Below are 19677 nucleotides of genomic sequence, written 5' to 3'. Positions count from 1 at the left end.
CATTGGATTTAATGGGCTGGGTGGATCCGGACAGCCAGAATCACGAAGGGCATCTATGTCGACCGCTGTCCCGCCCCTGTTTGTCCTGCTTCTGATGGCGGGCGCCCTCCTGGTGGGTGTCCGCTGGGGGAGGGGGCGGCAGCGCCGGCGCAGCGAGGCGGAGAGCGGGGGGACCTTCGCGGCGGGTTTCCGTGCCGGGCATCTCCAGGGCTGGAGGGATGCGGAGTCCGCGCACGGGCAGGCAGCGTCGGCTATCCCGTCTTCCGCACTGACAGTGCCGCCAGCCCCAACCCAGCAGTTCCAGCCGGTCCGGCAGGAACTGTATCGACCCCTGCCGTTCCAGCCGCCCGCTCCGCCGCCGCCCCCGCGTCCGGCTGTTCCGCAGGAATCCGCCGCGGAGCGGGCCGCCCGCAAGGAGAAGCGGGACCGCCAGAACATCAACATCACGCTCTACGTCGCCAGCCTCCTGCTGGTGGCTGCCGGCGCCCTGTTCGTCGGCACGGCCCTGCCGGAAGTCCTCCGCTTCGCCGGCGTCGTCGCCATCACTGCGCTGTTCTATGCCGGTGGGCTGATCCTGCACGAGAAGGCCCCGCGGCTCCGGCCTGCCGCGGTCGCATTCACCGGTACCGGGCTGGCCCTGATACCGGTGGCCGGCCTGGCCCTGTACAACTTCACCCTGCCCGACGGCCCCGCCGCCTGGCTGGTCACCTCATCCATCGGCACCGTCGCCTATGTTGCCGCCGCCGTCCGGATGGACAGCAAGGTCCTCGCCTATCTGTCCCTGACCTTCGCGGTGTCGACGGCGTGGTCCGGGATTTCGGTCCTGGGCGGAGCCCTCGTCTGGTACTTCGCGGCGCTGATCGCCATGGCGGTCATCCTGACGCTGCTGGCCCTGACCCGGCCCCGGTGGATGCCCCCGGTCTTCCTCAAGCCGCTCATGGACCTGCACCCGTTTGTGGTTCCCGCCGTCGCGGTCGCGGTAACCTTCATCCCGCTGCTGCTCGGCAGGGGCGAGTACGCGCTCATCATGTTCCTGTGTGGCGGCTACTTCGCCTTGATGGCGGTGGTTCCGCAGAGCCGATTCCGGGTCGCCCAGTACTACGGGGCGCGGTTCAGCCTCACCGTGGCGCCGGCGGCCGCGGTCTGGGCGGCGAGTGACAGCCTGCCGTGGATGCTGCTGACAGCCCTCGTGCTGGCGGCCCTCCAGGCCGTGCTGCTGGCCTCGGGGCGGGACGTCGTTCCTGCTGCGCTACTGGGGTCGGACGGCCGCAGGCGGGCGGACGCCCTCGGCACCTTCGGGCTGCAACTGTTCCTGACCCTGTCCTGGCGTGCGGTGACCCTGCTCGATGTTCCAGTCGGCCCAAATGCCGACGTGCCGGTATGGGCGCCGCTGCTGCTGGCCTTGCTCACCGCCATGGCCCTCGCGGTGGGCCTGGGCGGGCTGGCGGAATGGGCGCCGCTGGCTGCCCTCGCGCTGTCCGCGGCCATCGGCGACCCTGCCGGCGGCTGGACCCCGGCGGGCTTCCTGCTGCTGGCAGCGCTGTTCTGGGCCGGCCGCTCGCGGCACCCGGCGGAGCCCTTGCGGCTGCACTTCGTTCTCGCCGCCCGCACCGCAGCGGCGCTGGCCGTTCCCGCGGCCACCGCGGCGGTGACCGGTGAACTCCCCGACTCGCTTCCGGTGGTGTCCGCTTTCCTGCTGGCCCTCGTGGCGCAGCAGCTCGCGACCGCAGTCCTCGTCCGGGCGGGGGTGCCCTCGCTGGCCCCCAACCAGACCCTGGCCGCCTTCACCCTCGCGGCGCTTCCCGCCCTCGCCGCCTTGGCCTTCGTCGACGATACGCAGGGGAGAGCGTTCACCGGCACGGCCATCGTGTTCCAGCTCCTCGTCTGCCTGGGTATCGGCCGGGCCCTCACCGCACAAGCGGCAGCAGGATCCCCGTGGCGTGCCGGGATCCCTGAGCTGCTGCCCGTGGGCATGGCGGCGGCGCTGTGCGGCCTGGCGTTTGCCGGCGTCTCGCTCCGGGCCGGCAACATCAGCCTGGTCCTGACCGTGCTTTATCTGGCGGCAACTGCCCTGCGACGCGTCGGGATTCAACAGCGGTGGAGCTACTGGTGGCTGGCCCGCGGGACCGGCATCGTTCTGGTCCTGACGGGCTACCAGCAGCTCCGGCAGGACGCCGGCCCGCTGCTGATCGGCGGCGGGGAACTCGCGGGAGCATCGCTTGCATTACTGGCGTTGGGGCTGCAGCTGGCATTCCCCCTGCTGGCCGAGGCCCGGGGACGGGCTCCCCGCGGCGTGCTCACCGACGCCGCCGTCGTGCTCGGACTACAGGCTGCCGGACTGTCCCTGCTCAGGTCCTCCGGCCTCCAGGACCAGGCAGCCGCGGGCTGGCAGCTGACCGCCGCCGTCCTCGTGATGTCCCTCAGCGCGGCGGCGGCGGGGTTCGTGCTGCGCGCCCGTCCAGGGGCGGCGGTGCTTGCCCCCGCGGCGCTGGCGGTGCTGCTGCTGGCCCGTGGGGGTACGGCGCTCGACGTCGAGCTGGTCCTGGGCATCTTTGCGGCCTTCAGTGCCGCGATGGTGGTGGCCGCCACGTCGCGCACGGCCAAAGGCAGCTACTTCGCTGCGGCCCGGGTGCTGACCCTGGCACTGGCGCTCGTGCTCAGCTATGACGCGACGGTCTCGGTGACCGCCGTGTCGGTGACCTTCGGGCTGGTCCTCGCGGCCCAGCACGTGATCCGCTGGCTCATGCGGCACCGGCTGCTGGAAGTCCCGTTCCAGCAGGCGGCGGCGTGGATCACGCTCGCCGCCCAGACGGCGCTGCCGCTCGGCTACCTTGCGGCAGCGCCGGACGACGGCGGCCGCTGGGTCGTCCTGCTGCACGTGGGCCTGCTGCTGGTTTCCGCCGCAGCCGCCAGCCGGGTGTTCGCGGCCCGCGGGGCGGCCTACCTGACGGTCTATGCCGCCGTGCTTGGCACTGTGGCGCTGGGGCCGCTGGCACAGTTCGACGGCGCTGGGGCTGCCGGCGCTTTCCTTGTCCGGCCGTTGCTGAGCTCCGACGGGGTCGTGGCGGTGCTGCTCGTGCTGGCGCTGGCCGCCACCGGCGCAGGCCTGCTCTTCCGTCGGAACGCGCGGGCCGACGTCGAACGCTGGCTCTGGCTGGCCGGCTCCGGTGCCTTTGCCGGGTCGGCCCTGCTGCTGGCGCCTGCGGCCGCTGACTGGCTGACCGGGGCATCGGTGCTGGTGCTCGCGGTGGTCCTCTTTGCGGCGTCGCACCTGGAGCGGTGGCCGGCGGTGTATGTGCCCGCGGCGGCGGCGGCGCTGGCCGGTGCCACGCTGGCAGCCGCAGAGTTGCTGGACGCCGTTCCGGGCGAGTGGGGCAGCTACCTGCCGTGGCTGGCCGGCTGCGCCCCGGCCGCTGCGGCAATGTACGCCATCCGGTGGCTGCGCCGCGGCCCCTTGGGCGCCGATCCGGTCCGGCGCTTCTCGCTCGCGGCCGCCGGGGTCCTGGGTCTGGGCCTCGCCGCGGCCGCCGGGCTGCGGGGGGACGCGACGTCCTGGGCCGGTGCCGTGCTTGTGGCGGCCACCGCCGCGGCCTGCTGCGCCGAAGCGCCGGCTCCTGCCCGCCGGGTGGCCGCGGAACTGGGAGCCTTTGCCACGACGGCGGCCGTGCAGCACACGGTGCTGTTCACCGGACTCGGCGCGGGGTCCGGCTGGCCCGACTGGTTCTGGACCCTCCAGTGGTACGTGGTTCTCGCGGCCGTGCTGGGCGCACTTCGCCAGCTGTCCGGAAACCGGGCAGCAGTCCGGGTGCTGTGGTCCGGCGGCGCGGGACTCCTGACGCTGTCCGGGCTGGGAATCATCCTCGGCGGTGATCCGGGGCAGCAGCTCTGGGTCCTGGCGCTGATGGCCGTGCTGCTCATGGCCGGGCTGGCCGTGGGGGAACGGTTGTTTGTCTGGTGGGGCGCCGCGGGGGTGGCGCTGTGCATCCTGTGGGCGATGCGCCAGTACACCTTCGTCTTGCTGGCCCTCATTGCCCTGGCCCTGATCGCAATCGCGGTCTGGCGGCTGAACCGCAGCAAGCCCGCCGCGCCCGAGCCGGCGGCGCACCGCGAGCCGGCGGACCATGGTTGACGGGGGCCGGGCGCTGATATCGTTGCTCCCAACGAAGGGAGCTCACAATGGGCTGGTTTATTTTCCTGTTGGTGGCCGTTGCCGTCGTCGCCGGTGTCTTTTGGGCCAAGAAGCACTTCCGCCACGAGATTGAGCGGGCCAAGCGCATCAGCCGGGCAAACCGGGAGAAATAGGCGCAAGGACGGGCAGCCGGCCGGAGCACCACGGTCCGGACTGCCCCGTTCGTCCGGACTGACGGGTCAGTCCGGCAACGCCCTGTCCGGTCAGCCTTTGCGGGCCCGACTGAGTGCCTGGTACCAGTAGTAGGAATCCTTGGGCGTGCGTTCCTGGGTGTCGAAGTCCACATGGACCAGGCCGAAGCGTTGCGAGTAGCCGGCCGCCCACTCGAAGTTGTCCATCAGCGTCCAGACGTAGTAGCCCAGCAGCTCGACGTCCTCGGCGATGCCGCCGGGCGCCGTGGCGGCCAGGGCGTGGCCGAGGTGGGAGGCGATGTAGCTGATCCGTTCCGTATCCGCGATGGGCCCGGACACATGGTCGGGTTCGGGGAAGCTGGCCCCGCTTTCGGTGATGTACAGCGGCGGGAGCGCACCGGCATACCGGTCCTTCAGCTCGCGCAGCAGCGGCCCCAGGTGGTCCGGTGCCACCGGCCAGCCGAAACCCGTGGTGGCATACTCCGGGAACGCCGCCATGTGGAACGGCATCTTCAGCATCGCGTCCGTGGTGCCCACAGGGCTTTCGCCCGGTCCGGCGCCCGTCGCGACCTTCACGGGGTAGTAGTAGTTCAGCCCGTAGAAGTCCAGGGGCTGGTGGATGGTCCGCAGGTCGGCGTCGGAGCTCTTCCCCAGCGAACGGAACCAGGGCTTCGCGACCAGCGGCACCTTCGGGTACCGGCCCAGGAGGATGGGGTCCGCATAGACGCGGTTCAGCACGAGGTCGAAGATGTTGGCCAGGAACCGGTCCGTCACCGAGCGGGACGCGGGCCGGACCGGGGAATGCAGGTTGGTGACTCCCACGGCGCCGGTGACCCCCTCCGCGCGCAGCGCCTGCACGGCGAGGCCGTGGCCGAGGAGCTGGTGGTGCACCGCGGGCAGGGCATCGAAGAGCAGGTCGCGGCCCGGGGCGTGGACGCCCAGGGCGTAACCGTTGAGCGTCACTGACACCGGTTCGTTCAGCGTCACCCACTGGGCCACACGGTCGCCGAACCGCCGGCCGGCCGCCGCGCTGTATTCGGCGAAGCGTTCCGCGGTGGACCGGTTCAGCCAGCCGCCTCGGTGTTCCAGCGGCAAGGGGGTGTCCCAGTGATACAGGGTGGCCATCGGGGAGATGCCGGCCTCGAGCAGCTGGTCGATCAGCCGGTCGTAAAAATCGAGCCCTTCACTGTTGAACGGCCCGGTTCCCTCGGGCTGGATCCGCGGCCAGGAAAGGGAGAAACGGTACGAGTCGATGCCGAGCGTGCGCATCAGCTCGATGTCTTCGGGGGTGCGGTTGTAGTGGTCGCAGGCGATAGCGGGGGAGTGGCCGTCCCGGATGCTGCCGGGTTTTTCGGCGAAGGCGTCCCAGCCGGAGGGGCCACGGCCGCCGGCGGCAAGGGAGCCCTCGATCTGGAAGGCGGCAGAGGCAACGCCCAGCTGGAAATCGGGGCTCAGGCGCGCGGCGAGGGCCTGAACTGCTACAGAGTCCTGCACAGTCATGTCCCTATCATCCCCACGCGGCCCGCTGAAGGCAATGACCCGCCGGGCACGCCTCCACGTTGCCCCTGATTCGCTTCTGCCCGTTAATTCCGGCATACTAGATGAGTTGTTCAAGCGCTCCTTCGCGTCCCGATCCGGATAATGCCGGGTGTCAGGGTCCAGGTAGGAGACCAAACATAACTCACTCCCCATGGAACTGCGGGCGGGTACGCGTGAAAAGCGCGACACGCCCGACCGCGGGGGTCGGTTACGCCGGCAGGTTGAGGAACCCGGATTTATCCGGATTCAGCTTGTGCGGCGGGTGGTAGTTACGACTTCAATTGCTTCGGCAGCCACATGCAACATGCAAGTAAACAGAGCAGCCCTCACTGGAGCAGCACCAACGAAAGAGAGTCAGGCGACATGGCGGGACAAAAAATCCGCATCCGGCTGAAGTCATACGACCACGAGGTCATTGACTCTTCAGCACGGAAGATCGTTGAGACGGTCACGCGCGCAGGCGCCACGGTAGTAGGCCCTGTGCCGCTGCCGACGGAGAAGAACATCTACTGCGTCATCCGCTCTCCGCACAAGTACAAGGACAGCCGTGAGCACTTCGAAATGCGTACTCACAAGCGTCTGATCGACATCATCGACCCCACGCCGAAGGCTGTTGATTCGCTTATGCGTCTCGACCTGCCGGCCGACGTGAACATCGAAATCAAGCTTTAGGGAGGTGCTGAGAAACTATGACCGCAACCCGTAACGTAAAGGGCCTGCTGGGCACGAAGCTCGGCATGACCCAGGTCTGGGACGAGAACAACAAGCTCATCCCCGTCACTGTGGTCCAGGCTGACTCGAACGTCATCACGCAGCTGCGCAACGCAGACACTGATGGCTATGTCGCCGTTCAGATCGGCTACGGCCAGATCGATCCCCGCAAGGTCACCAAGCCGCTGGCTGGTCACTTTGAAAAGGCAGGCGTCACGCCTCGCCGCCACGTCGTAGAACTGCGCACTGCAGATGCTGCATCTTACGAGCTGGGCCAGGAGCTCTCTGTAGAGCTCTTCGAAGCCGGCCAGAAGATCGACGTCGTTGGCACCACCAAGGGTAAGGGCTTCGCCGGTGTTATGAAGCGTCACGGCTTCCACGGCGTTGGAGCTTCCCACGGTGCCCACAAGAACCACCGTAAGCCCGGTTCCATCGGTGGCGCATCCACCCCGAGCCGCGTCTTCAAGGGCATGAAAATGGCCGGCCGCATGGGCGCCGTTCGTCACACCACGCTGAACCTCACGGTCCACGCGGTTGACGTCGAGAAGTCGCTGCTCCTGATCAAGGGCGCCGTCCCCGGCGCCCGCGGCCAGGTCGTCCTCGTACGCACCGCCGTGAAGGGAGCCTAGTTCAATGACTAGCACTGTCAAGGTTGACCTGCCTGCAGAGATCTTCGACGTACAGACCAACGTGCCGCTGCTGCACCAGGTCGTCGTTGCCCAGCTCGCTGCTGCTCGCCAGGGTACCCACAAGACCAAGACCCGCGCCGAAGTTTCCGGTGCAGGTCGCAAGCCGTTCAAGCAGAAGGGCACCGGCCGCGCCCGTCAGGGTTCAATCCGTGCTCCTCACATGACCGGTGGTGGCGTTGTCCACGGCCCCACGCCGCGTGACTACAGCCAGCGCACCCCCAAGAAGATGATTGCTGCTGCACTGCGCGGCGCTCTCTCTGACCGCGCCCGTAACGGCCGCATCCACGTTGTTGCTGAACTGGTAGCCGGCACCAAGCCGTCCTCCAGCGCGGCACTGGCAACTCTGCGAGGTGTCTCCGAGCGCAAGAACCTGCTCGTCGTCATCGAGCGCGCCAACGATGTTGCTGCACTCTCCGTGCGCAACCTCACTGATGTTCACGTTCTGTACGCAGACCAGCTGAACACCTACGACGTTCTCGTCTCCGATGACGTTGTCTTCACCAAGGCTGCCTACGAAGCATTCGTTGCTGACCGGGCAGTGGCAAAGAACCAGGAGGATGCCAAGTGAGTGCAGCCACCCTCAAGGACCCGCGCGACGTCGTGCTTGCACCCGTCGTCTCGGAAAAGAGCTACGGCCTGATCGATGAGGGCAAGTACACCTTCCTGGTGGACCCCCGCTCGAACAAGACCGAGATCAAGCTGGCCGTGGAGAAAATCTTCTCCGTCAAGGTCGACTCGATCAACACCATCAACCGTGCCGGTAAGCGCAAGCGCACCAAATTCGGATGGGGTACCCGCAAGAACACCAAGCGTGCAATTGTGAGCCTCAAAGAAGGCACTATCGACATCTTCGGCGGTCCGCTCTCGTAGCGGAGACCACTTTAACGAGGAAATAAATTATGGGAATCCGTAAATATAAGCCGACTACCCCGGGCCGTCGCGGCTCGAGCGTAGCGGACTTCACTGAAATCACGCGGTCGACGCCGGAAAAGTCGTTGGTTCGTCCCCTCCCGAAAAAGGGTGGACGTAACAACACCGGCAAGATCACGACCCGTCACAAGGGTGGTGGCCACAAGCGCCAGTACCGTCTGATCGACTTCCGTCGCCACGACAAAGACGGCGTCAACGCCCGCGTTGCCGAAATCGAGTACGATCCGAACCGCACGGCTCGCATCGCACTCCTGCACTACATTGATGGCACCAAGCGGTACATCATTGCCCCGAACAAGCTGGCCCAGGGTGACACGGTAGAGGCAGGTGCCGAGGCTGACATCAAGCCCGGCAACAACCTTCCGCTGCGCAACATCCCGGTCGGTACCGTTATCCACGCAGTCGAACTGCGTCCGGGTGGCGGCGCCAAGATGGGCCGCTCCGCCGGCGCATCGATCCAGCTCGTTGCTAAGGAAGGCCGTTTCGCCCAGCTGCGTCTGCCTTCCGGTGAAATCCGCAACGTTGACGTGCGCTGCCGCGCAACCGTCGGCGAGGTCGGCAACGCCGAGCAGTCGAACATCAACTGGGGTAAGGCCGGCCGTATGCGGTGGAAGGGCGTTCGCCCGACCGTCCGTGGTGTCGCCATGAACCCGGTTGACCACCCCCACGGTGGTGGCGAGGGTAAGACGTCCGGTGGACGTCACCCCGTCAACCCGAACGGTAAGCGCGAAGGCCGCACCCGCCGTCCCAACAAAGAGAGCGACAAGCTTATTGTTCGTCGCCGTCGTACTGGCAAGAACAAGCGATAGGAGCCTGGACACATGCCACGCAGCCTGAAAAAAGGTCCTTTCGTTGACCAGCACCTCTTTGTAAAGGTAGCCAGGGAAAACGAAAAGGGCACCAAGAACGTCATCAAGACCTGGTCCCGCCGCTCGATGATCGTCCCCGACATGCTCGGCCACACGATCGCCGTACACGACGGACGCAAGCACATCCCCGTGTTTGTCACTGAGTCGATGGTCGGGCACAAGCTCGGCGAATTCGCTCCCACGCGGACATTCCGCGGCCATGTCAAGGACGACCGTAAGGGCAAGCGCCGCTAGGCGCCTGCACTTACGTCAAAGACGAGAGAAGGAAAGCAATGGAAGCCAAGGCAATTGCGCGTCACATCCGCGTAACGCCTATGAAGGCCCGGCGCGTCGTCAACCTTGTTCGTGGTAAGCAAGCGAATGAGGCTCTGGCAATTCTGAAGTTTGCCCCCCAGGCAGCTTCGGAGCCGGTATTCAAGGTAGTTCAGTCGGCAATCTCCAACGCCCGGGTCCTCGCGGACCGCGACGGCGTGGCGTTTGACGAGGGTGACCTCATCATCAGCGAAATGTATGTTGATGAAGGCCCGACCATGAAGCGGTTCCAGCCGCGAGCCCAGGGTCGTGCATTTCAGATCAAGAAGCGCACGAGCCACATCACCGTGGTAGTCGCTACCCCGGAGAAAGAGGAGGCTCGCTAAGTGGGACAGAAAGTTAACCCGCACGGGTTCCGACTCGGCATCACCACCGATCACGTATCGCACTGGTTTGCTGACAGCACCAAGCCCGGCCAGCGGTACAAGGACTTCGTTCGCGAAGACATCCGTATCCGCCAGCTCATGTCCACGGGCATGGAGCGCGCCGGCATCGCCAAGGTTGAAATCGAGCGCACCCGCGACCGTGTCCGTGTGGATATCCACACGGCACGTCCGGGCATCGTTATCGGCCGCCGCGGTGCAGAAGCAGACCGCATCCGCGGCGAGCTCGAAAAGCTCACCGGCAAGCAGGTTCAGCTGAACATCCTCGAGGTCAAGAACCCCGAGATGGAAGCACAGCTTGTTGCCCAGGGCGTAGCTGAGCAGCTGACTTCCCGCGTGGCTTTCCGCCGCGCGATGAAGAAGGCCATGCAGTCCGCGCAGCGTGCAGGTGCCAAGGGCATCCGTATCGCTTGCTCGGGTCGACTGGGCGGCGCAGAAATGTCCCGCTCGGAGTTCTACCGCGAAGGCCGTGTGCCCCTGCACACCCTCCGCGCGAACATCGACTACGGCTTCTACGAAGCCAAGACCACCTTCGGCCGCATCGGCGTGAAGGTCTGGATCTACAAGGGTGACATCACCGCCAAGGAACTGGCTCAGCAGGCAGCTGCTGCTCCGTCCCGCGGCCGTGGTGCCAGCGACCGCCCGGGCCGCCCGAGTGGCGCTGACCGTGGAGACCGCCGTCGTCGCCCTGACCGCCCGGCCGAGGCTGCACCCGCTGCTGCCGAAGCTCCGGCGGTTGAAGCCGGTGCCGCAGGCACGGCGCAGTCAGTAGAAGGAGGACAGGCTTAAATGCTTATCCCACGTCGAGTCAAGCACCGTAAGCAGCACCACCCGGGTCGTTCCGGCGCTGCTACGGGCGGCACCAAGGTCTCCTTCGGTGAGTGGGGTATCCAGGCTCTGAGCCCGGCATACGTCACCAACCGTCAGATCGAGTCTGCCCGTATCGCGATGACCCGCCACATCAAGCGTGGCGGCAAGGTCTGGATCAACATCTATCCTGACCGTCCGCTGACGAAGAAGCCGGCCGAAACCCGCATGGGTTCCGGTAAGGGTTCTCCGGAATGGTGGGTCTCAAACGTCAAGCCGGGCCGGGTTCTCTTCGAGATCTCCGGTGTCGATGAAGCAACTGCCCGCGAGGCACTGCGCCTGGCGATCCACAAGCTCCCGTTGAAGGCACGCATTCTGCGTCGCGAAGGTGGTGAATAGAAATGTCAGTAGGATCCAAGGAACTTGCATCTGCACAGCTGGACGGTTTCGACAACGAGCGACTCGTTGAGGAACTCCGTAAGGCCAAGGAAGAGCTGTTCAATCTGCGTTTCCAGTCCGCCACCGGCCAGCTGGAGAACCACGGTCGGCTGCGCGCGGTAAAGAAGGACATCGCACGCATCTACACCGTTCTCCGTGAGCGCGAGCTCGGCATTCGTGTCGAGGTTGCCGCACCGGTTGTGGAAGCCAAGGAAGAAAAGAAGTCCAAGAAGGCTGCAACCAAGAAGGCTGACAAGGCTGAAAAGGTTGAGACCGAGGAGGACTCCAAGTGAGCGAAAAGGACGAGAACGTGACGGAAACTGTTTCCGGCGCAGCTACGGCTGACGAGCGCGGTTACCGTAAGACGAAGCGCGGTTTTGTGGTCTCGGACAAGATGGAAAAGACCATCGTTGTCCAGGTCGAGGACCGTGTGAAGCACGCCCTCTACGGCAAGGTTCTTCGCCGCAACACGAAGATCAAGGCTCACGACGAAGAGAACAGCGCCGGCATCGGCGACCTCGTTCTCCTCGCCGAGACCCGCCCGCTCTCCGCTACCAAGCGGTGGCGTCTGGTGGAGATCCTCGAGAAGGCCAAGTAATACCTGCAGCCATGCTGTAAGTCGAGAAACCCCCGTTCCCTTCTGGGAGCGGGGGTTTCCCCGTTTCCGGGCGCCGGGGGAGTGCAGCGGCCACCGGCCGGCAGGCTGCCGTGCGTGACGCCGTCGTCTGTGGTATTGGCTGATTCTGACTGAGGGCCTAAACGTGCTAAGATTTTGAGTTTGTATGGCGCCCTCTGTGCGCCGTCATCAACCTCGTAAACAAGCGTGCCACGGCATAGTGCCCCCTTGCGCCCCGATCCGTCGGAATCCGCCTGGGAAGCAAATGTTTTTGGCACGGGAGTTTAGGCCTGGTCTGGCAAAATCCAGGCAGGTCAAGAGACACCCCGATCAACCGTTCCGCAAGGCTCATTCCGTAGGAAGACTTTCGGTCTGAGAACCAGCGCGACGCAAGGAGTAAATAGTGATTCAGCAGGAGTCGCGACTCAAGGTCGCCGACAACACGGGTGCTAAGGAAATCCTTACCATTCGCGTTCTCGGTGGATCTGGCCGTCGCTACGCAGGCATTGGCGACGTAATCGTCGCTACCGTCAAGGACGCAATTCCGGGCGGCAACGTAAAGAAGGGCGACGTCGTCAAGGCTGTCATCGTCCGTACCAAGAAGGAACGCCGCCGTGCGGACGGTTCCTATATCAAGTTTGACGAGAACGCAGCTGTGATCCTGAAGAACGACGGTGACCCCCGCGGTACCCGTATCTTCGGACCGGTTGGTCGTGAACTTCGCGATAAGAAGTTCATGAAGATCGTTTCTCTGGCTCCGGAGGTGCTTTAGTCCATGGCTAAGATCAAAAAGGGTGACCTCGTTCAGGTCATCACTGGCGCCAAGGCTGAGCGCGGCGGCGACAAAGGCAAGCAGGGCAAGGTTCTGCGCGTGTTCCCCGAGTCCAACCGCGTGTTGGTCGAGGGAATTAATCGCGTAACCAAGCACACCAAGGTCGGTCAGTCGCAGCGCGGCACCAAGACCGGTGGCATCGAAGTCGTCGAGGCTACGATCCACATCTCCAACGTGGCTCTGGTTGACCCGTCCACCAAGAAGCCCACCCGCGTCGGTTTCCGCACCGAGACCGTTGAGCGCGATGGCGTGAAGCGCGACGTGCGTGTCCGCGTGGCCAAGAGCTCAGGGAAGGACATCTAATGACTGAGACTCTCGAGACTCCGGCAAGCAAGATCGTTCCTCGTCTGAAGACCAAGTACGCGGATTCCATCAAGAGCACGCTCGTTGAGGAATTCAAGTACGAGAACGTCAACCAGGTTCCCCGTCTGGTCAAGGTCGTTGTGAACATGGGTGTTGGAGATGCCGCCAAGGACTCCAAACTGATCGACGGCGCTGTCCGCGATCTGACCCTGATCACCGGCCAGAAGCCGCAGGTAACCAAAGCCCGCAAGTCGATCGCACAGTTCAAGCTGCGCGAAGGCATGCCGATCGGTGCACACGCAACTCTGCGTGGGGACCGCATGTGGGAATTCCTGGACCGTCTGGTCACGCTGGCTCTGCCGCGTATCCGTGACTTCCGGGGCCTCAGCGGCAAGCAGTTCGACGGCAACGGCAACTACACCTTCGGTCTGACCGAGCAGGTTATGTTCCACGAGATCGACCAGGATTCCATCGACCGCGTTCGCGGCATGGACATCACCGTCGTGACCACTGCCAAGACCGACGACGAAGGCCGCGCGCTGCTCAAGGCGCTTGGCTTCCCGTTCAAGACCGAAGATTAATCTAGCTACGTAAAAGGTCCGTCCGCGCAGGTTCCCCCCGGGAAAAAAGACTGCACGGCGGAAACCGTTATGAGGAAGGGCAAGAGCCCACCATGACAATGACAGATCCCGTCGCAGACATGCTTACGCGTCTGCGCAACGCAAACTCGGCATACCACGATTCCGTGTCCATGCCGTACAGCAAGCTCAAGGCACGCGTTGCCGACATCCTGAAGGCCGAAGGTTACATCGCCTCCTGGAAAGAAGAAGACGCGGAGGTTGGCAAGAAGCTGACCCTCGAGCTCAAGTTCGGTCCGAACCGCGAGCGTTCAATCGCTGGCGTTCGTCGTATTTCCAAGCCGGGACTGCGCGTTTACGCAAAGTCCACCAACCTGCCGCACGTGCTCGGTGGCCTGGGTGTCGCAATCCTGTCCACCTCTTCCGGCCTCTTGACTGACAAGCAGGCCGGCAAGAAGGGCGTGGGCGGCGAAGTCCTCGCTTACGTCTGGTAACGGGAAAGGAAGAGAATAATGTCACGTATTGGACGTCTCCCCATCACCGTTCCTGCCGGCGTTGAGGTCAAGGTTGACGGCTCTGTCGTCAACGTCAAGGGATCCAAAGGCGAGCTGAGCCACACTGTGCCCAGCCCGATCGAGGTTTCCCTGGAAGATGGCACCCTGACTGTCGCCCGCCCGAACGACGAGCGCGCCTCACGTTCGCTGCACGGCCTGACCCGCACCCTGATCGCCAACATGATCCAGGGTGTCACCGCAGGCTACGAGAAGAAGCTCGAAATTGTCGGAACCGGTTACCGCGTTCAGGCAAAGGGTTCTGACCTGGAGTTCGCTCTGGGCTACAGCCACCCGGTCAGCGTCTCGGCACCGAACGGCATCACCTTTGCAGTAGAGACCCCGACCAAGCTCTCTGTTTCAGGCATCTCCAAGCAGCAGGTCGGCGAGGTTGCTGCCAACATTCGCAAGCTGCGGAAGCCGGACCCCTACAAGGGCAAGGGCATCCGTTACGCAGGCGAAGTCATCCGCCGCAAGGTCGGAAAGGCTGGTAAGTAACCATGGCGATCGCAATTAACAAGAAGCGTACGAACAAGAGCAAGTCTGCCCAGCGCAGCCGCCGCCAGCTTCGTATCCGCAAGCGCATTTCCGGAACGGCTGTACGTCCTCGTCTGGTCGTCAACCGCTCCGCACGCCACGTATTCGTCCAGGTTGTCGATGACACCCAGGGCCTGACCGTAGCGAGCGCCTCCACTTTGGAAGCCGACCTTCGTGCATTCGAAGGTGACAAGACTGCCAAGGCCAAGCGCGTTGGCGAGCTCGTCGCCGAGCGCGCCAAGGCCGCCGGTATCGAAGCCGTTGTCTTCGACCGCGGTGGTAACAAGTACCACGGCCGGATCGCCGCCGTCGCTGACGGCGCACGTGAAGGTGGGCTGTCACTGTGACCGAAAATAACGAAAAGGACATTCAGGTGACTGAAGCTGTAGCTGCTCCGGCAACGGAGACCGCTGCGCCTGCTACCACTGACGGCGCCCGTGGTGGCGCTGCTCGTCGTGGCGAGCGTGGCGACCGCGGCCAGGGCCGTGGCGACCGTGGTGGCCGTGGTGGCCGCGATGGTGGCCGCGAAGCCGAAAAGAGCCAGTTCGTAGAGCGCGTCGTAACCATCAACCGTGTTTCCAAGGTCGTCAAGGGTGGTCGTCGCTTCAGCTTCACCGCCCTCGTCGTCGTCGGTGACGGCAACGGTATGGTCGGCGTTGGCTACGGCAAGGCTAAGGAAGTTCCTGCCGCAATTGCGAAGGGCGTCGAAGAAGCCAAGAAGTCCTTCTTCCGCGTTCCCCGCATCGGCAGCACCATCCCGCACCGCGTACAGGGTGAGGCCGCCGCAGGCGTCGTCATGCTGCGTCCGGCTTCCGCCGGTACCGGTGTTATCGCCGGCGGTCCGGTCCGTGCAGTACTGGAGTGCGTGGGCATCCACGACATCCTCTCCAAGTCGCTCGGATCTTCCAACGCCATCAACATCGTGCACGCGACTGTTGACGCGCTGAAGCGCCTCGAAGAGCCGGCAGCAGTGGCAGCACGCCGCGGCCTCCCGCTCGACGAGATCGCTCCGCCGGCAATGGTGAAGGCGCTTTTGAACCAGAAGGCAGGTGTCTGAGTTGGCTAAGAACGTGCTTATCTCCGACGCAAAGTTGGAGATCACTCAGATCAGGTCCGCCATTGGCGGCAAGCAGAACCAGCGCGACACCCTGCGGTCCCTCGGCCTGAAGCGGATCGGACACACCGTTGTCCGCACCGCCGACGCCGTGACCGTCGGGATGCTCAACACGGTTCCGCACCTGGTAAAGGTAGAGGAGGCGAAGTAAATGGCAGAGAAGAACACCGCCGAGAAGGCACAGGGCGCCGCTGCTGAGAAGCAGAACGCACTGAAGGTGCACCACCTGCGTCCCGCCCCGGGTGCCAAGACCGCCAAGACCCGAGTTGGTCGTGGTGAAGGTTCCAAGGGTAAGACCGCTGGTCGCGGTACCAAGGGTACGAAGGCCCGCTACCAGATCAAGGCTGGCTTTGCCGGCGGCCAGCTGCCGCTGCACATGCGCCTGCCGAAGCTGCGCGGCTTCAAGAACCCGTTCCGGGTTGAGTACCAGGTTGTAAACCTGGACAAGCTCAACGAGCTGTTCCCGGAAGGTGGCGCAGTCACCGTGGAGAACCTGGTCGAAAAGGGTGCTGTTCGCAAGAACCAGCCCGTCAAGGTGCTTGGCACCGGCGACATCACCGTCAAGGTTGACGTCACCGTCCACGCATTCTCGGCCAGCGCCGCAGAAAAGATTGCTGCAGCAGGCGGAAGCACCACCGCCCTCTAACGAGGCGGCGGGGCAGTTGCCCGTTGTGAAAACTCCCGGCACCCGGGGCTCAGGCCCAGGGCGCCGGGAGTTTTTTTATTTTCAGGGCCCGGCGATTGTTCGCGGGGCGCGTCCACCCGCTAGACTCGGTTGTTGGGTTTATTTGACCTATCTCACACGACTTTACTTATTACTCAGGAGGACGCTTGCTTAGCGCATTTGGCCGGGCCTTTCGCACGCCTGATCTGCGACGCAAGTTGTTGTTCACGCTGGCAATCATCACAATCTTCCGCTTGGGTGCCTTCATCCCCTCGCCTGGTGTGAGCTACCAGAATGTCCAGCAATGCTTGCAGAACGGTCAGACCTCGGGCGGCATTTACCAGCTCGTCAACCTGTTCAGCGGCGGTGCACTGCTGCAGGTGTCCGTCTTCGCCCTGGGCATCATGCCGTACATCACGGCGAGCATCATCGTCCAGCTGCTCCGGGTGGTCATTCCCCGGTTCCAGGAGCTGTACGACGAAGGCGCCTCGGGCCAGTCGAAGCTGACGCAGTACACGCGTTACCTCACGATCGCCCTGGGCCTGCTGAACGCCACGACCCTCGTGTCCCTGGCCCGTTCCGGCCAGCTGCTGCCGAACTGCCAGCTTCCGGTCATCCCCGATGACAGCATCATCACCACGATCCTCATCGTCATCACGCTGACGGCCGGCACCGGCCTCATCATGTGGATGGGTGAGCTGGTGACGGAAAAGGGTGTCGGCAACGGCATGTCGCTGCTGATCTTCACCTCCATCGTCTCGAGCTTCCCCACCTCGCTGGGTGCCATCTGGACCTCGCAGGGTCCGGGGACGTTCTTTATGGTCCTGGTCATCGGCCTGCTGACCGTGGCCGCGGTGGTCTTTGTGGAGCAGTCCCAGCGCCGCATCCCGGTGCAGTACGCCAAGCGGATGATTGGCCGCCGCACCGTGGGCGGCACCAGCACGTACATCCCCATCAAGGTGAACATGGCCGGCGTCGTGCCCGTCATCTTCGCATCCTCGATGCTGTACCTGCCGGGCCTGATCTCGCAGTTCAACCAGCCCAAGCCGGGCGAGGCAATGGCACCGTGGGTTGAGTGGATCAACAACAACCTGACCCGCGGTGACCACCCGATCTACATGGTGCTCTACTTCGCCATGATTGTGTTCTTCACTTACTTCTATGTTGCGATCACTTTCAACCCTGAAGAAGTTTCTGACAACATGAAGAAGTACGGCGGCTTCATTCCGGGTATCCGTGCCGGCAAGCCGACCGCGGATTACCTGCAGTATGTGCTTTCCAGGATCACCCTCCCGGGGGCCATGTACCTGGGCTTTGTTGCACTGATCCCGCTGGTCGCACTGGTCCTGATCAATGCCAACCAGAACTTCCCGTTCGGTGGCACCTCGATCCTGATCATGGTCGGCGTCGGTTTGGAGACCGTCAAGCAGATAGATGCGCAGCTACAGCAGCGTCACTACGAAGGGCTTTTGCGATGACGAGAATGTTGATTATCGGACCTCCCGGATCCGGCAAGGGAACGCAGGCGGAGCGCATTTCAGAGCGCCTCGGCGTCATAGCGATTTCCACGGGAGACATCTTCCGCGCCAACGTTAAGGGTGAGACCCCGCTTGGCATTGAAGCCAAGAAGTACATGGACGCGGGCGATTTCGTCCCGGACAGCGTGACCAACAAGATGGTCCGCGACCGCCTCGGCGAGGACGACGTCGAGAACGGCTTCCTCCTGGACGGCTACCCGCGCACCACCGCGCAGGTGGATTACCTCGACGGGATCCTGGCCGACGGCGACCAGAAGCTCGACGTCGTCCTGCAGCTCACGGCCGACGACGAGGAACTCGTCACCCGCCTGTTGGGCCGCGCCCTGGAAACCGGACGCACCGACGACAACGAGGCCGTCATCCGGCACCGCCTGGATCTGTACCACGGCCAGACGGAGGCTGTAGTCGCGAAGTATGCCGACCGAGGCATCCTGACCCGCGTCGACGGCATCGGCGGCATCGACGAGGTCACCGACCGCGTCATGGAAGCCATCAAAGCGGCGCAGTCGGCCTGATTCAGGCCGCGAACTTTGAGGCCCCTCCCGGGACACCGGGAGGGGCCTCAGCCATTTGGCCGTCCGCCTCCCGGGGCGGCACAGCCCCAACGAAAGGAAGTCGCGGATGGCATTCGGCCAGCCACGCATCGAATACAAGACCAACGCCCAGATGCGCTCCATGCACGCGGCCGGGCTGGTGCTCAGCCGCGCGCTCGACGCCGCCGTGGCCGCTGCCGCCCCGGGGAAGACAACCAAGGACCTCGACGCCGTGTTCGCCGCGGTCCTCAAAGACGCTGGCGCCACCTCCAATTTCCTTGGCTACCACGGCTTCCCCGCCACTATCTGCACCTCGGTCAACGAGGAAGTCGTGCACGGCATCCCCGGCGAACGCGTCCTGCAGGACGGGGATATCCTCTCGATCGACGGCGGCGCGATCCTTGACGGTTGGCACTCCGACTCGGCCCGCACCGTGATCGTCGGCACCGCCGACCCCGAGGACCAGCGGCTCTCCGACGTCACCGAGGCCGCAATGTGGCACGGGATTGCCGCCTTGGCGACCGGCAAGTTCGTCGGCGACATCGGCAACGCCGTGGACGAATATGTGTCCTCGGTGCCCGGCAAACCGCTGGGCATCCTCGAGGACTACGTGGGCCACGGGATTGGCTCCGAGATGCACATGTCCCCGGACGTGCCGAACTACCGCACCAACCACCGCGGCCCGAAGATCCGCCCGGGGCTGTGCCTGGCCATCGAGCCCATGCTGGTGCGAGGAAGCATTGAGACCGCCGTGCTTGAGGATGACTGGACGGTCGTGACCACGGACGGCAAGCGGTCCTGCCAGTGGGAGCACTCCGTGGCTGTCCACGAGAAGGGCATCTGGGTCCTGTCCGCGCCCGACGGCGGTGCGGCGAAACTGGCCCCGCTCGGCGTCGTGCCCGTCCCGATTCCCTGACCTCCGGCGCGCGGCGGCGCGTCGTGGATCTGGCGCCTCGCCGCAGGGCACCGGCGTCGCCTCCGATCCGCCGCCGGGCTGTGGCGCGCCAGCGCCTGAGACCCGCCCCGGTGCCCAGCTGTGACGCCAGCGCCTGAGACCTGCCCCTGTGCCCGGCTGCGACGCACCAGCGGCTGAGAACCGCCCCGGTGCCCCAGTCATTCGCTCCGCGTTAGCACTGGCGACGCGCTGGTTTGCCCGTGACGCAGAACGGCTCTGGCGACGCTGGAATACAGCAGCGTGAGGAATTCGTCGTGTCGGAAGGATTTTGGAGCCGCGTGACTGGCCCGGCTCGCCTGAGTTCGGGCGGACAGCGACGCGCGCAATGGCGGGCGATCCGCTCCAGCTCCGAGGACTCGCATTGGCACTGGCGACGCGCTGGTTTGCCCGTGACGCAGAACGGCTCTGGCGACGCTGGAATACAGCAGCGTGAGGAATTCGTCGTGTCGGAAGGATTT

General features: G+C 64.6%; 27 protein-coding genes. 26 read left to right on the top strand and 1 reads right to left on the bottom strand.

Features of this window, described 5'->3' with window-relative positions; translation table 11 throughout:
* Nucleotides 1–55: 55 nt before the first annotated feature.
* Together QCD75_RS06295 and QCD75_RS06290 are read left to right on the top strand one after the other, a co-directional pair.
* Nucleotides 56–4129 (top strand): hypothetical protein, encoded by a 4074-nt coding sequence (locus QCD75_RS06295; RefSeq protein WP_301226774.1) that lies wholly within the window; start codon nucleotides 56–58, stop codon nucleotides 4127–4129.
* A gap of 47 nt (nucleotides 4130–4176) precedes the next feature.
* The gene (locus tag QCD75_RS06290) at nucleotides 4177–4302 is read left to right on the top strand and encodes a hypothetical protein (RefSeq protein WP_264197201.1); all 126 of its coding nucleotides are present in this window, start codon (nucleotides 4177–4179) and stop codon (nucleotides 4300–4302) included.
* A gap of 90 nt (nucleotides 4303–4392) precedes the next feature.
* On the opposite strand, the gene QCD75_RS06285 is transcribed toward QCD75_RS06290, so the two are convergent.
* Nucleotides 4393–5820 carry a GH1 family beta-glucosidase gene (locus QCD75_RS06285; RefSeq protein WP_301226770.1) on the bottom strand — a complete coding sequence of 476 codons (1428 nt, stop codon included), beginning with the start codon at nucleotides 5818–5820 and terminating at the stop codon, nucleotides 4393–4395.
* Nucleotides 5821–6222: 402 nt separating this feature from the next.
* On the opposite strand from QCD75_RS06285, the gene rpsJ reads away from it, so the two are divergent.
* The 24 genes from rpsJ to QCD75_RS06165 all read left to right on the top strand — a co-directional run.
* Nucleotides 6223–6531: a 30S ribosomal protein S10 gene (gene rpsJ, locus QCD75_RS06280; RefSeq protein WP_024366135.1), complete on the top strand. Its 309-nt coding sequence runs from the start codon at nucleotides 6223–6225 to the stop codon at nucleotides 6529–6531.
* 17 nt (nucleotides 6532–6548) lie between these two features.
* A complete protein-coding gene (gene rplC / locus QCD75_RS06275) occupies nucleotides 6549–7199 on the top strand; it encodes a 50S ribosomal protein L3 (RefSeq protein ID WP_301226767.1) in 651 nt (216 codons plus the stop codon).
* 4 nt (nucleotides 7200–7203) lie between these two features.
* On the top strand, nucleotides 7204–7827 hold the full coding sequence (rplD, locus tag QCD75_RS06270) for a 50S ribosomal protein L4 (protein ID WP_056425230.1): 624 nt from the start codon (nucleotides 7204–7206) through the stop codon (nucleotides 7825–7827).
* Nucleotides 7824–8129, top strand: coding sequence for a 50S ribosomal protein L23 (gene rplW / locus QCD75_RS06265; protein ID WP_056425233.1), 306 nt, complete (start codon nucleotides 7824–7826; stop codon nucleotides 8127–8129). Before rplD ends, rplW begins: the two co-directional genes overlap by 4 nt.
* Before the next feature lie 29 nt (nucleotides 8130–8158).
* Nucleotides 8159–8998 (top strand): 50S ribosomal protein L2, encoded by an 840-nt coding sequence (rplB, locus tag QCD75_RS06260; protein WP_301226762.1) that lies wholly within the window; start codon nucleotides 8159–8161, stop codon nucleotides 8996–8998.
* 12 nt (nucleotides 8999–9010) lie between these two features.
* A complete protein-coding gene (gene rpsS, locus QCD75_RS06255; RefSeq protein WP_018773666.1) occupies nucleotides 9011–9292 on the top strand; it encodes a 30S ribosomal protein S19 in 282 nt (93 codons plus the stop codon).
* 38 nt (nucleotides 9293–9330) lie between these two features.
* Nucleotides 9331–9696 (top strand): 50S ribosomal protein L22, encoded by a 366-nt coding sequence (gene rplV / locus QCD75_RS06250; protein ID WP_069949298.1) that lies wholly within the window; start codon nucleotides 9331–9333, stop codon nucleotides 9694–9696.
* Nucleotides 9697–10542 (top strand): 30S ribosomal protein S3, encoded by an 846-nt coding sequence (gene rpsC / locus QCD75_RS06245; RefSeq protein WP_301226758.1) that lies wholly within the window; start codon nucleotides 9697–9699, stop codon nucleotides 10540–10542.
* Nucleotides 10543–10959: a 50S ribosomal protein L16 gene (rplP, locus tag QCD75_RS06240; RefSeq protein WP_301226756.1), complete on the top strand. Its 417-nt coding sequence runs from the start codon at nucleotides 10543–10545 to the stop codon at nucleotides 10957–10959.
* Nucleotides 10960–10961: 2 nt separating this feature from the next.
* The gene (gene rpmC / locus QCD75_RS06235) at nucleotides 10962–11291 is read left to right on the top strand and encodes a 50S ribosomal protein L29 (RefSeq protein WP_301226754.1); all 330 of its coding nucleotides are present in this window, start codon (nucleotides 10962–10964) and stop codon (nucleotides 11289–11291) included.
* On the top strand, nucleotides 11288–11596 hold the full coding sequence (rpsQ, locus tag QCD75_RS06230; RefSeq protein ID WP_226760326.1) for a 30S ribosomal protein S17: 309 nt from the start codon (nucleotides 11288–11290) through the stop codon (nucleotides 11594–11596). Before rpmC ends, rpsQ begins: the two co-directional genes overlap by 4 nt.
* A gap of 421 nt (nucleotides 11597–12017) precedes the next feature.
* Nucleotides 12018–12386: a 50S ribosomal protein L14 gene (gene rplN / locus QCD75_RS06225; protein ID WP_003803789.1), complete on the top strand. Its 369-nt coding sequence runs from the start codon at nucleotides 12018–12020 to the stop codon at nucleotides 12384–12386.
* A 3-nt stretch (nucleotides 12387–12389) separates the two neighbouring features.
* On the top strand, nucleotides 12390–12749 hold the full coding sequence (gene rplX / locus QCD75_RS06220; protein ID WP_226760327.1) for a 50S ribosomal protein L24: 360 nt from the start codon (nucleotides 12390–12392) through the stop codon (nucleotides 12747–12749).
* A complete protein-coding gene (rplE, locus tag QCD75_RS06215; protein WP_024366124.1) occupies nucleotides 12749–13330 on the top strand; it encodes a 50S ribosomal protein L5 in 582 nt (193 codons plus the stop codon). Before rplX ends, rplE begins: the two co-directional genes overlap by 1 nt.
* Before the next feature lie 92 nt (nucleotides 13331–13422).
* Nucleotides 13423–13821 carry a 30S ribosomal protein S8 gene (gene rpsH, locus QCD75_RS06210; protein ID WP_056425243.1) on the top strand — a complete coding sequence of 133 codons (399 nt, stop codon included), beginning with the start codon at nucleotides 13423–13425 and terminating at the stop codon, nucleotides 13819–13821.
* A gap of 18 nt (nucleotides 13822–13839) precedes the next feature.
* Nucleotides 13840–14376 (top strand): 50S ribosomal protein L6, encoded by a 537-nt coding sequence (rplF, locus tag QCD75_RS06205; RefSeq protein ID WP_301226749.1) that lies wholly within the window; start codon nucleotides 13840–13842, stop codon nucleotides 14374–14376.
* Nucleotides 14377–14378: 2 nt separating this feature from the next.
* Nucleotides 14379–14762 (top strand): 50S ribosomal protein L18, encoded by a 384-nt coding sequence (rplR, locus tag QCD75_RS06200; RefSeq protein WP_226760329.1) that lies wholly within the window; start codon nucleotides 14379–14381, stop codon nucleotides 14760–14762.
* Nucleotides 14763–14788: 26 nt separating this feature from the next.
* Entirely contained in the window at nucleotides 14789–15472 is a 684-nt protein-coding gene (gene rpsE / locus QCD75_RS06195) for a 30S ribosomal protein S5 (protein WP_301226746.1), read from the top strand.
* 1 nt (nucleotide 15473) lies between these two features.
* Nucleotides 15474–15680, top strand: a complete 207-nt coding sequence (gene rpmD / locus QCD75_RS06190) for a 50S ribosomal protein L30 (RefSeq protein ID WP_301226984.1) — start codon at nucleotides 15474–15476, stop codon at nucleotides 15678–15680.
* Nucleotides 15681–16175: a 50S ribosomal protein L15 gene (gene rplO / locus QCD75_RS06185; protein ID WP_011692793.1), complete on the top strand. Its 495-nt coding sequence runs from the start codon at nucleotides 15681–15683 to the stop codon at nucleotides 16173–16175.
* 185 nt (nucleotides 16176–16360) lie between these two features.
* Nucleotides 16361–17671, top strand: coding sequence for a preprotein translocase subunit SecY (secY, locus tag QCD75_RS06180; RefSeq protein WP_301226743.1), 1311 nt, complete (start codon nucleotides 16361–16363; stop codon nucleotides 17669–17671).
* A gap of 5 nt (nucleotides 17672–17676) precedes the next feature.
* Nucleotides 17677–18246, top strand: coding sequence for an adenylate kinase (locus QCD75_RS06175; protein ID WP_301226982.1), 570 nt, complete (start codon nucleotides 17677–17679; stop codon nucleotides 18244–18246).
* Nucleotides 18247–18352: 106 nt separating this feature from the next.
* Complete coding sequence (gene map, locus QCD75_RS06170; protein ID WP_301226741.1) at nucleotides 18353–19180, top strand: type I methionyl aminopeptidase; 828 nt, start codon at nucleotides 18353–18355, stop codon at nucleotides 19178–19180.
* Nucleotides 19181–19419: 239 nt separating this feature from the next.
* The coding region (locus tag QCD75_RS06165; protein WP_301226739.1) for a hypothetical protein at nucleotides 19420–19677 on the top strand (258 nt) is incomplete at its 3' end.

The organism is Arthrobacter sp. PsM3 (assembly GCF_030433895.1).
In the GTDB taxonomy this organism is placed as follows: domain Bacteria; phylum Actinomycetota; class Actinomycetes; order Actinomycetales; family Micrococcaceae; genus Arthrobacter.
Note: the sequence above shows the minus strand (reverse complement) of the source record. Positions and strands in the feature narration are given on the sequence as shown.

Excerpts from the sequence above, each read along its gene's own strand:
- QCD75_RS06295 (WP_301226774.1), top strand. The coding sequence starts at position 56 with ATGTCGACCGCTGTCCCGCCCCTGTTTGTCCTGCTTCTGATGGCGGGC.
- QCD75_RS06290 (WP_264197201.1), top strand. The coding sequence starts at position 4,177 with ATGGGCTGGTTTATTTTCCTGTTGGTGGCCGTTGCCGTCGTCGCCGGT.
- QCD75_RS06285 (WP_301226770.1), bottom strand. The coding sequence starts at position 5,820 with ATGACTGTGCAGGACTCTGTAGCAGTTCAGGCCCTCGCCGCGCGCCTG.
- rpsJ (WP_024366135.1), top strand. The coding sequence starts at position 6,223 with ATGGCGGGACAAAAAATCCGCATCCGGCTGAAGTCATACGACCACGAG.
- rplC (WP_301226767.1), top strand. The coding sequence starts at position 6,549 with ATGACCGCAACCCGTAACGTAAAGGGCCTGCTGGGCACGAAGCTCGGC.
- rplD (WP_056425230.1), top strand. The coding sequence starts at position 7,204 with ATGACTAGCACTGTCAAGGTTGACCTGCCTGCAGAGATCTTCGACGTA.
- rplB (WP_301226762.1), top strand. The coding sequence starts at position 8,159 with ATGGGAATCCGTAAATATAAGCCGACTACCCCGGGCCGTCGCGGCTCG.
- rpsS (WP_018773666.1), top strand. The coding sequence starts at position 9,011 with ATGCCACGCAGCCTGAAAAAAGGTCCTTTCGTTGACCAGCACCTCTTT.
- rplV (WP_069949298.1), top strand. The coding sequence starts at position 9,331 with ATGGAAGCCAAGGCAATTGCGCGTCACATCCGCGTAACGCCTATGAAG.
- rplP (WP_301226756.1), top strand. The coding sequence starts at position 10,543 with ATGCTTATCCCACGTCGAGTCAAGCACCGTAAGCAGCACCACCCGGGT.
- rpmC (WP_301226754.1), top strand. The coding sequence starts at position 10,962 with ATGTCAGTAGGATCCAAGGAACTTGCATCTGCACAGCTGGACGGTTTC.
- rplX (WP_226760327.1), top strand. The coding sequence starts at position 12,390 with ATGGCTAAGATCAAAAAGGGTGACCTCGTTCAGGTCATCACTGGCGCC.
- rplE (WP_024366124.1), top strand. The coding sequence starts at position 12,749 with ATGACTGAGACTCTCGAGACTCCGGCAAGCAAGATCGTTCCTCGTCTG.
- rpsH (WP_056425243.1), top strand. The coding sequence starts at position 13,423 with ATGACAATGACAGATCCCGTCGCAGACATGCTTACGCGTCTGCGCAAC.
- rplF (WP_301226749.1), top strand. The coding sequence starts at position 13,840 with ATGTCACGTATTGGACGTCTCCCCATCACCGTTCCTGCCGGCGTTGAG.
- rplR (WP_226760329.1), top strand. The coding sequence starts at position 14,379 with ATGGCGATCGCAATTAACAAGAAGCGTACGAACAAGAGCAAGTCTGCC.
- rplO (WP_011692793.1), top strand. The coding sequence starts at position 15,681 with ATGGCAGAGAAGAACACCGCCGAGAAGGCACAGGGCGCCGCTGCTGAG.
- QCD75_RS06175 (WP_301226982.1), top strand. The coding sequence starts at position 17,677 with ATGTTGATTATCGGACCTCCCGGATCCGGCAAGGGAACGCAGGCGGAG.
- map (WP_301226741.1), top strand. The coding sequence starts at position 18,353 with ATGGCATTCGGCCAGCCACGCATCGAATACAAGACCAACGCCCAGATG.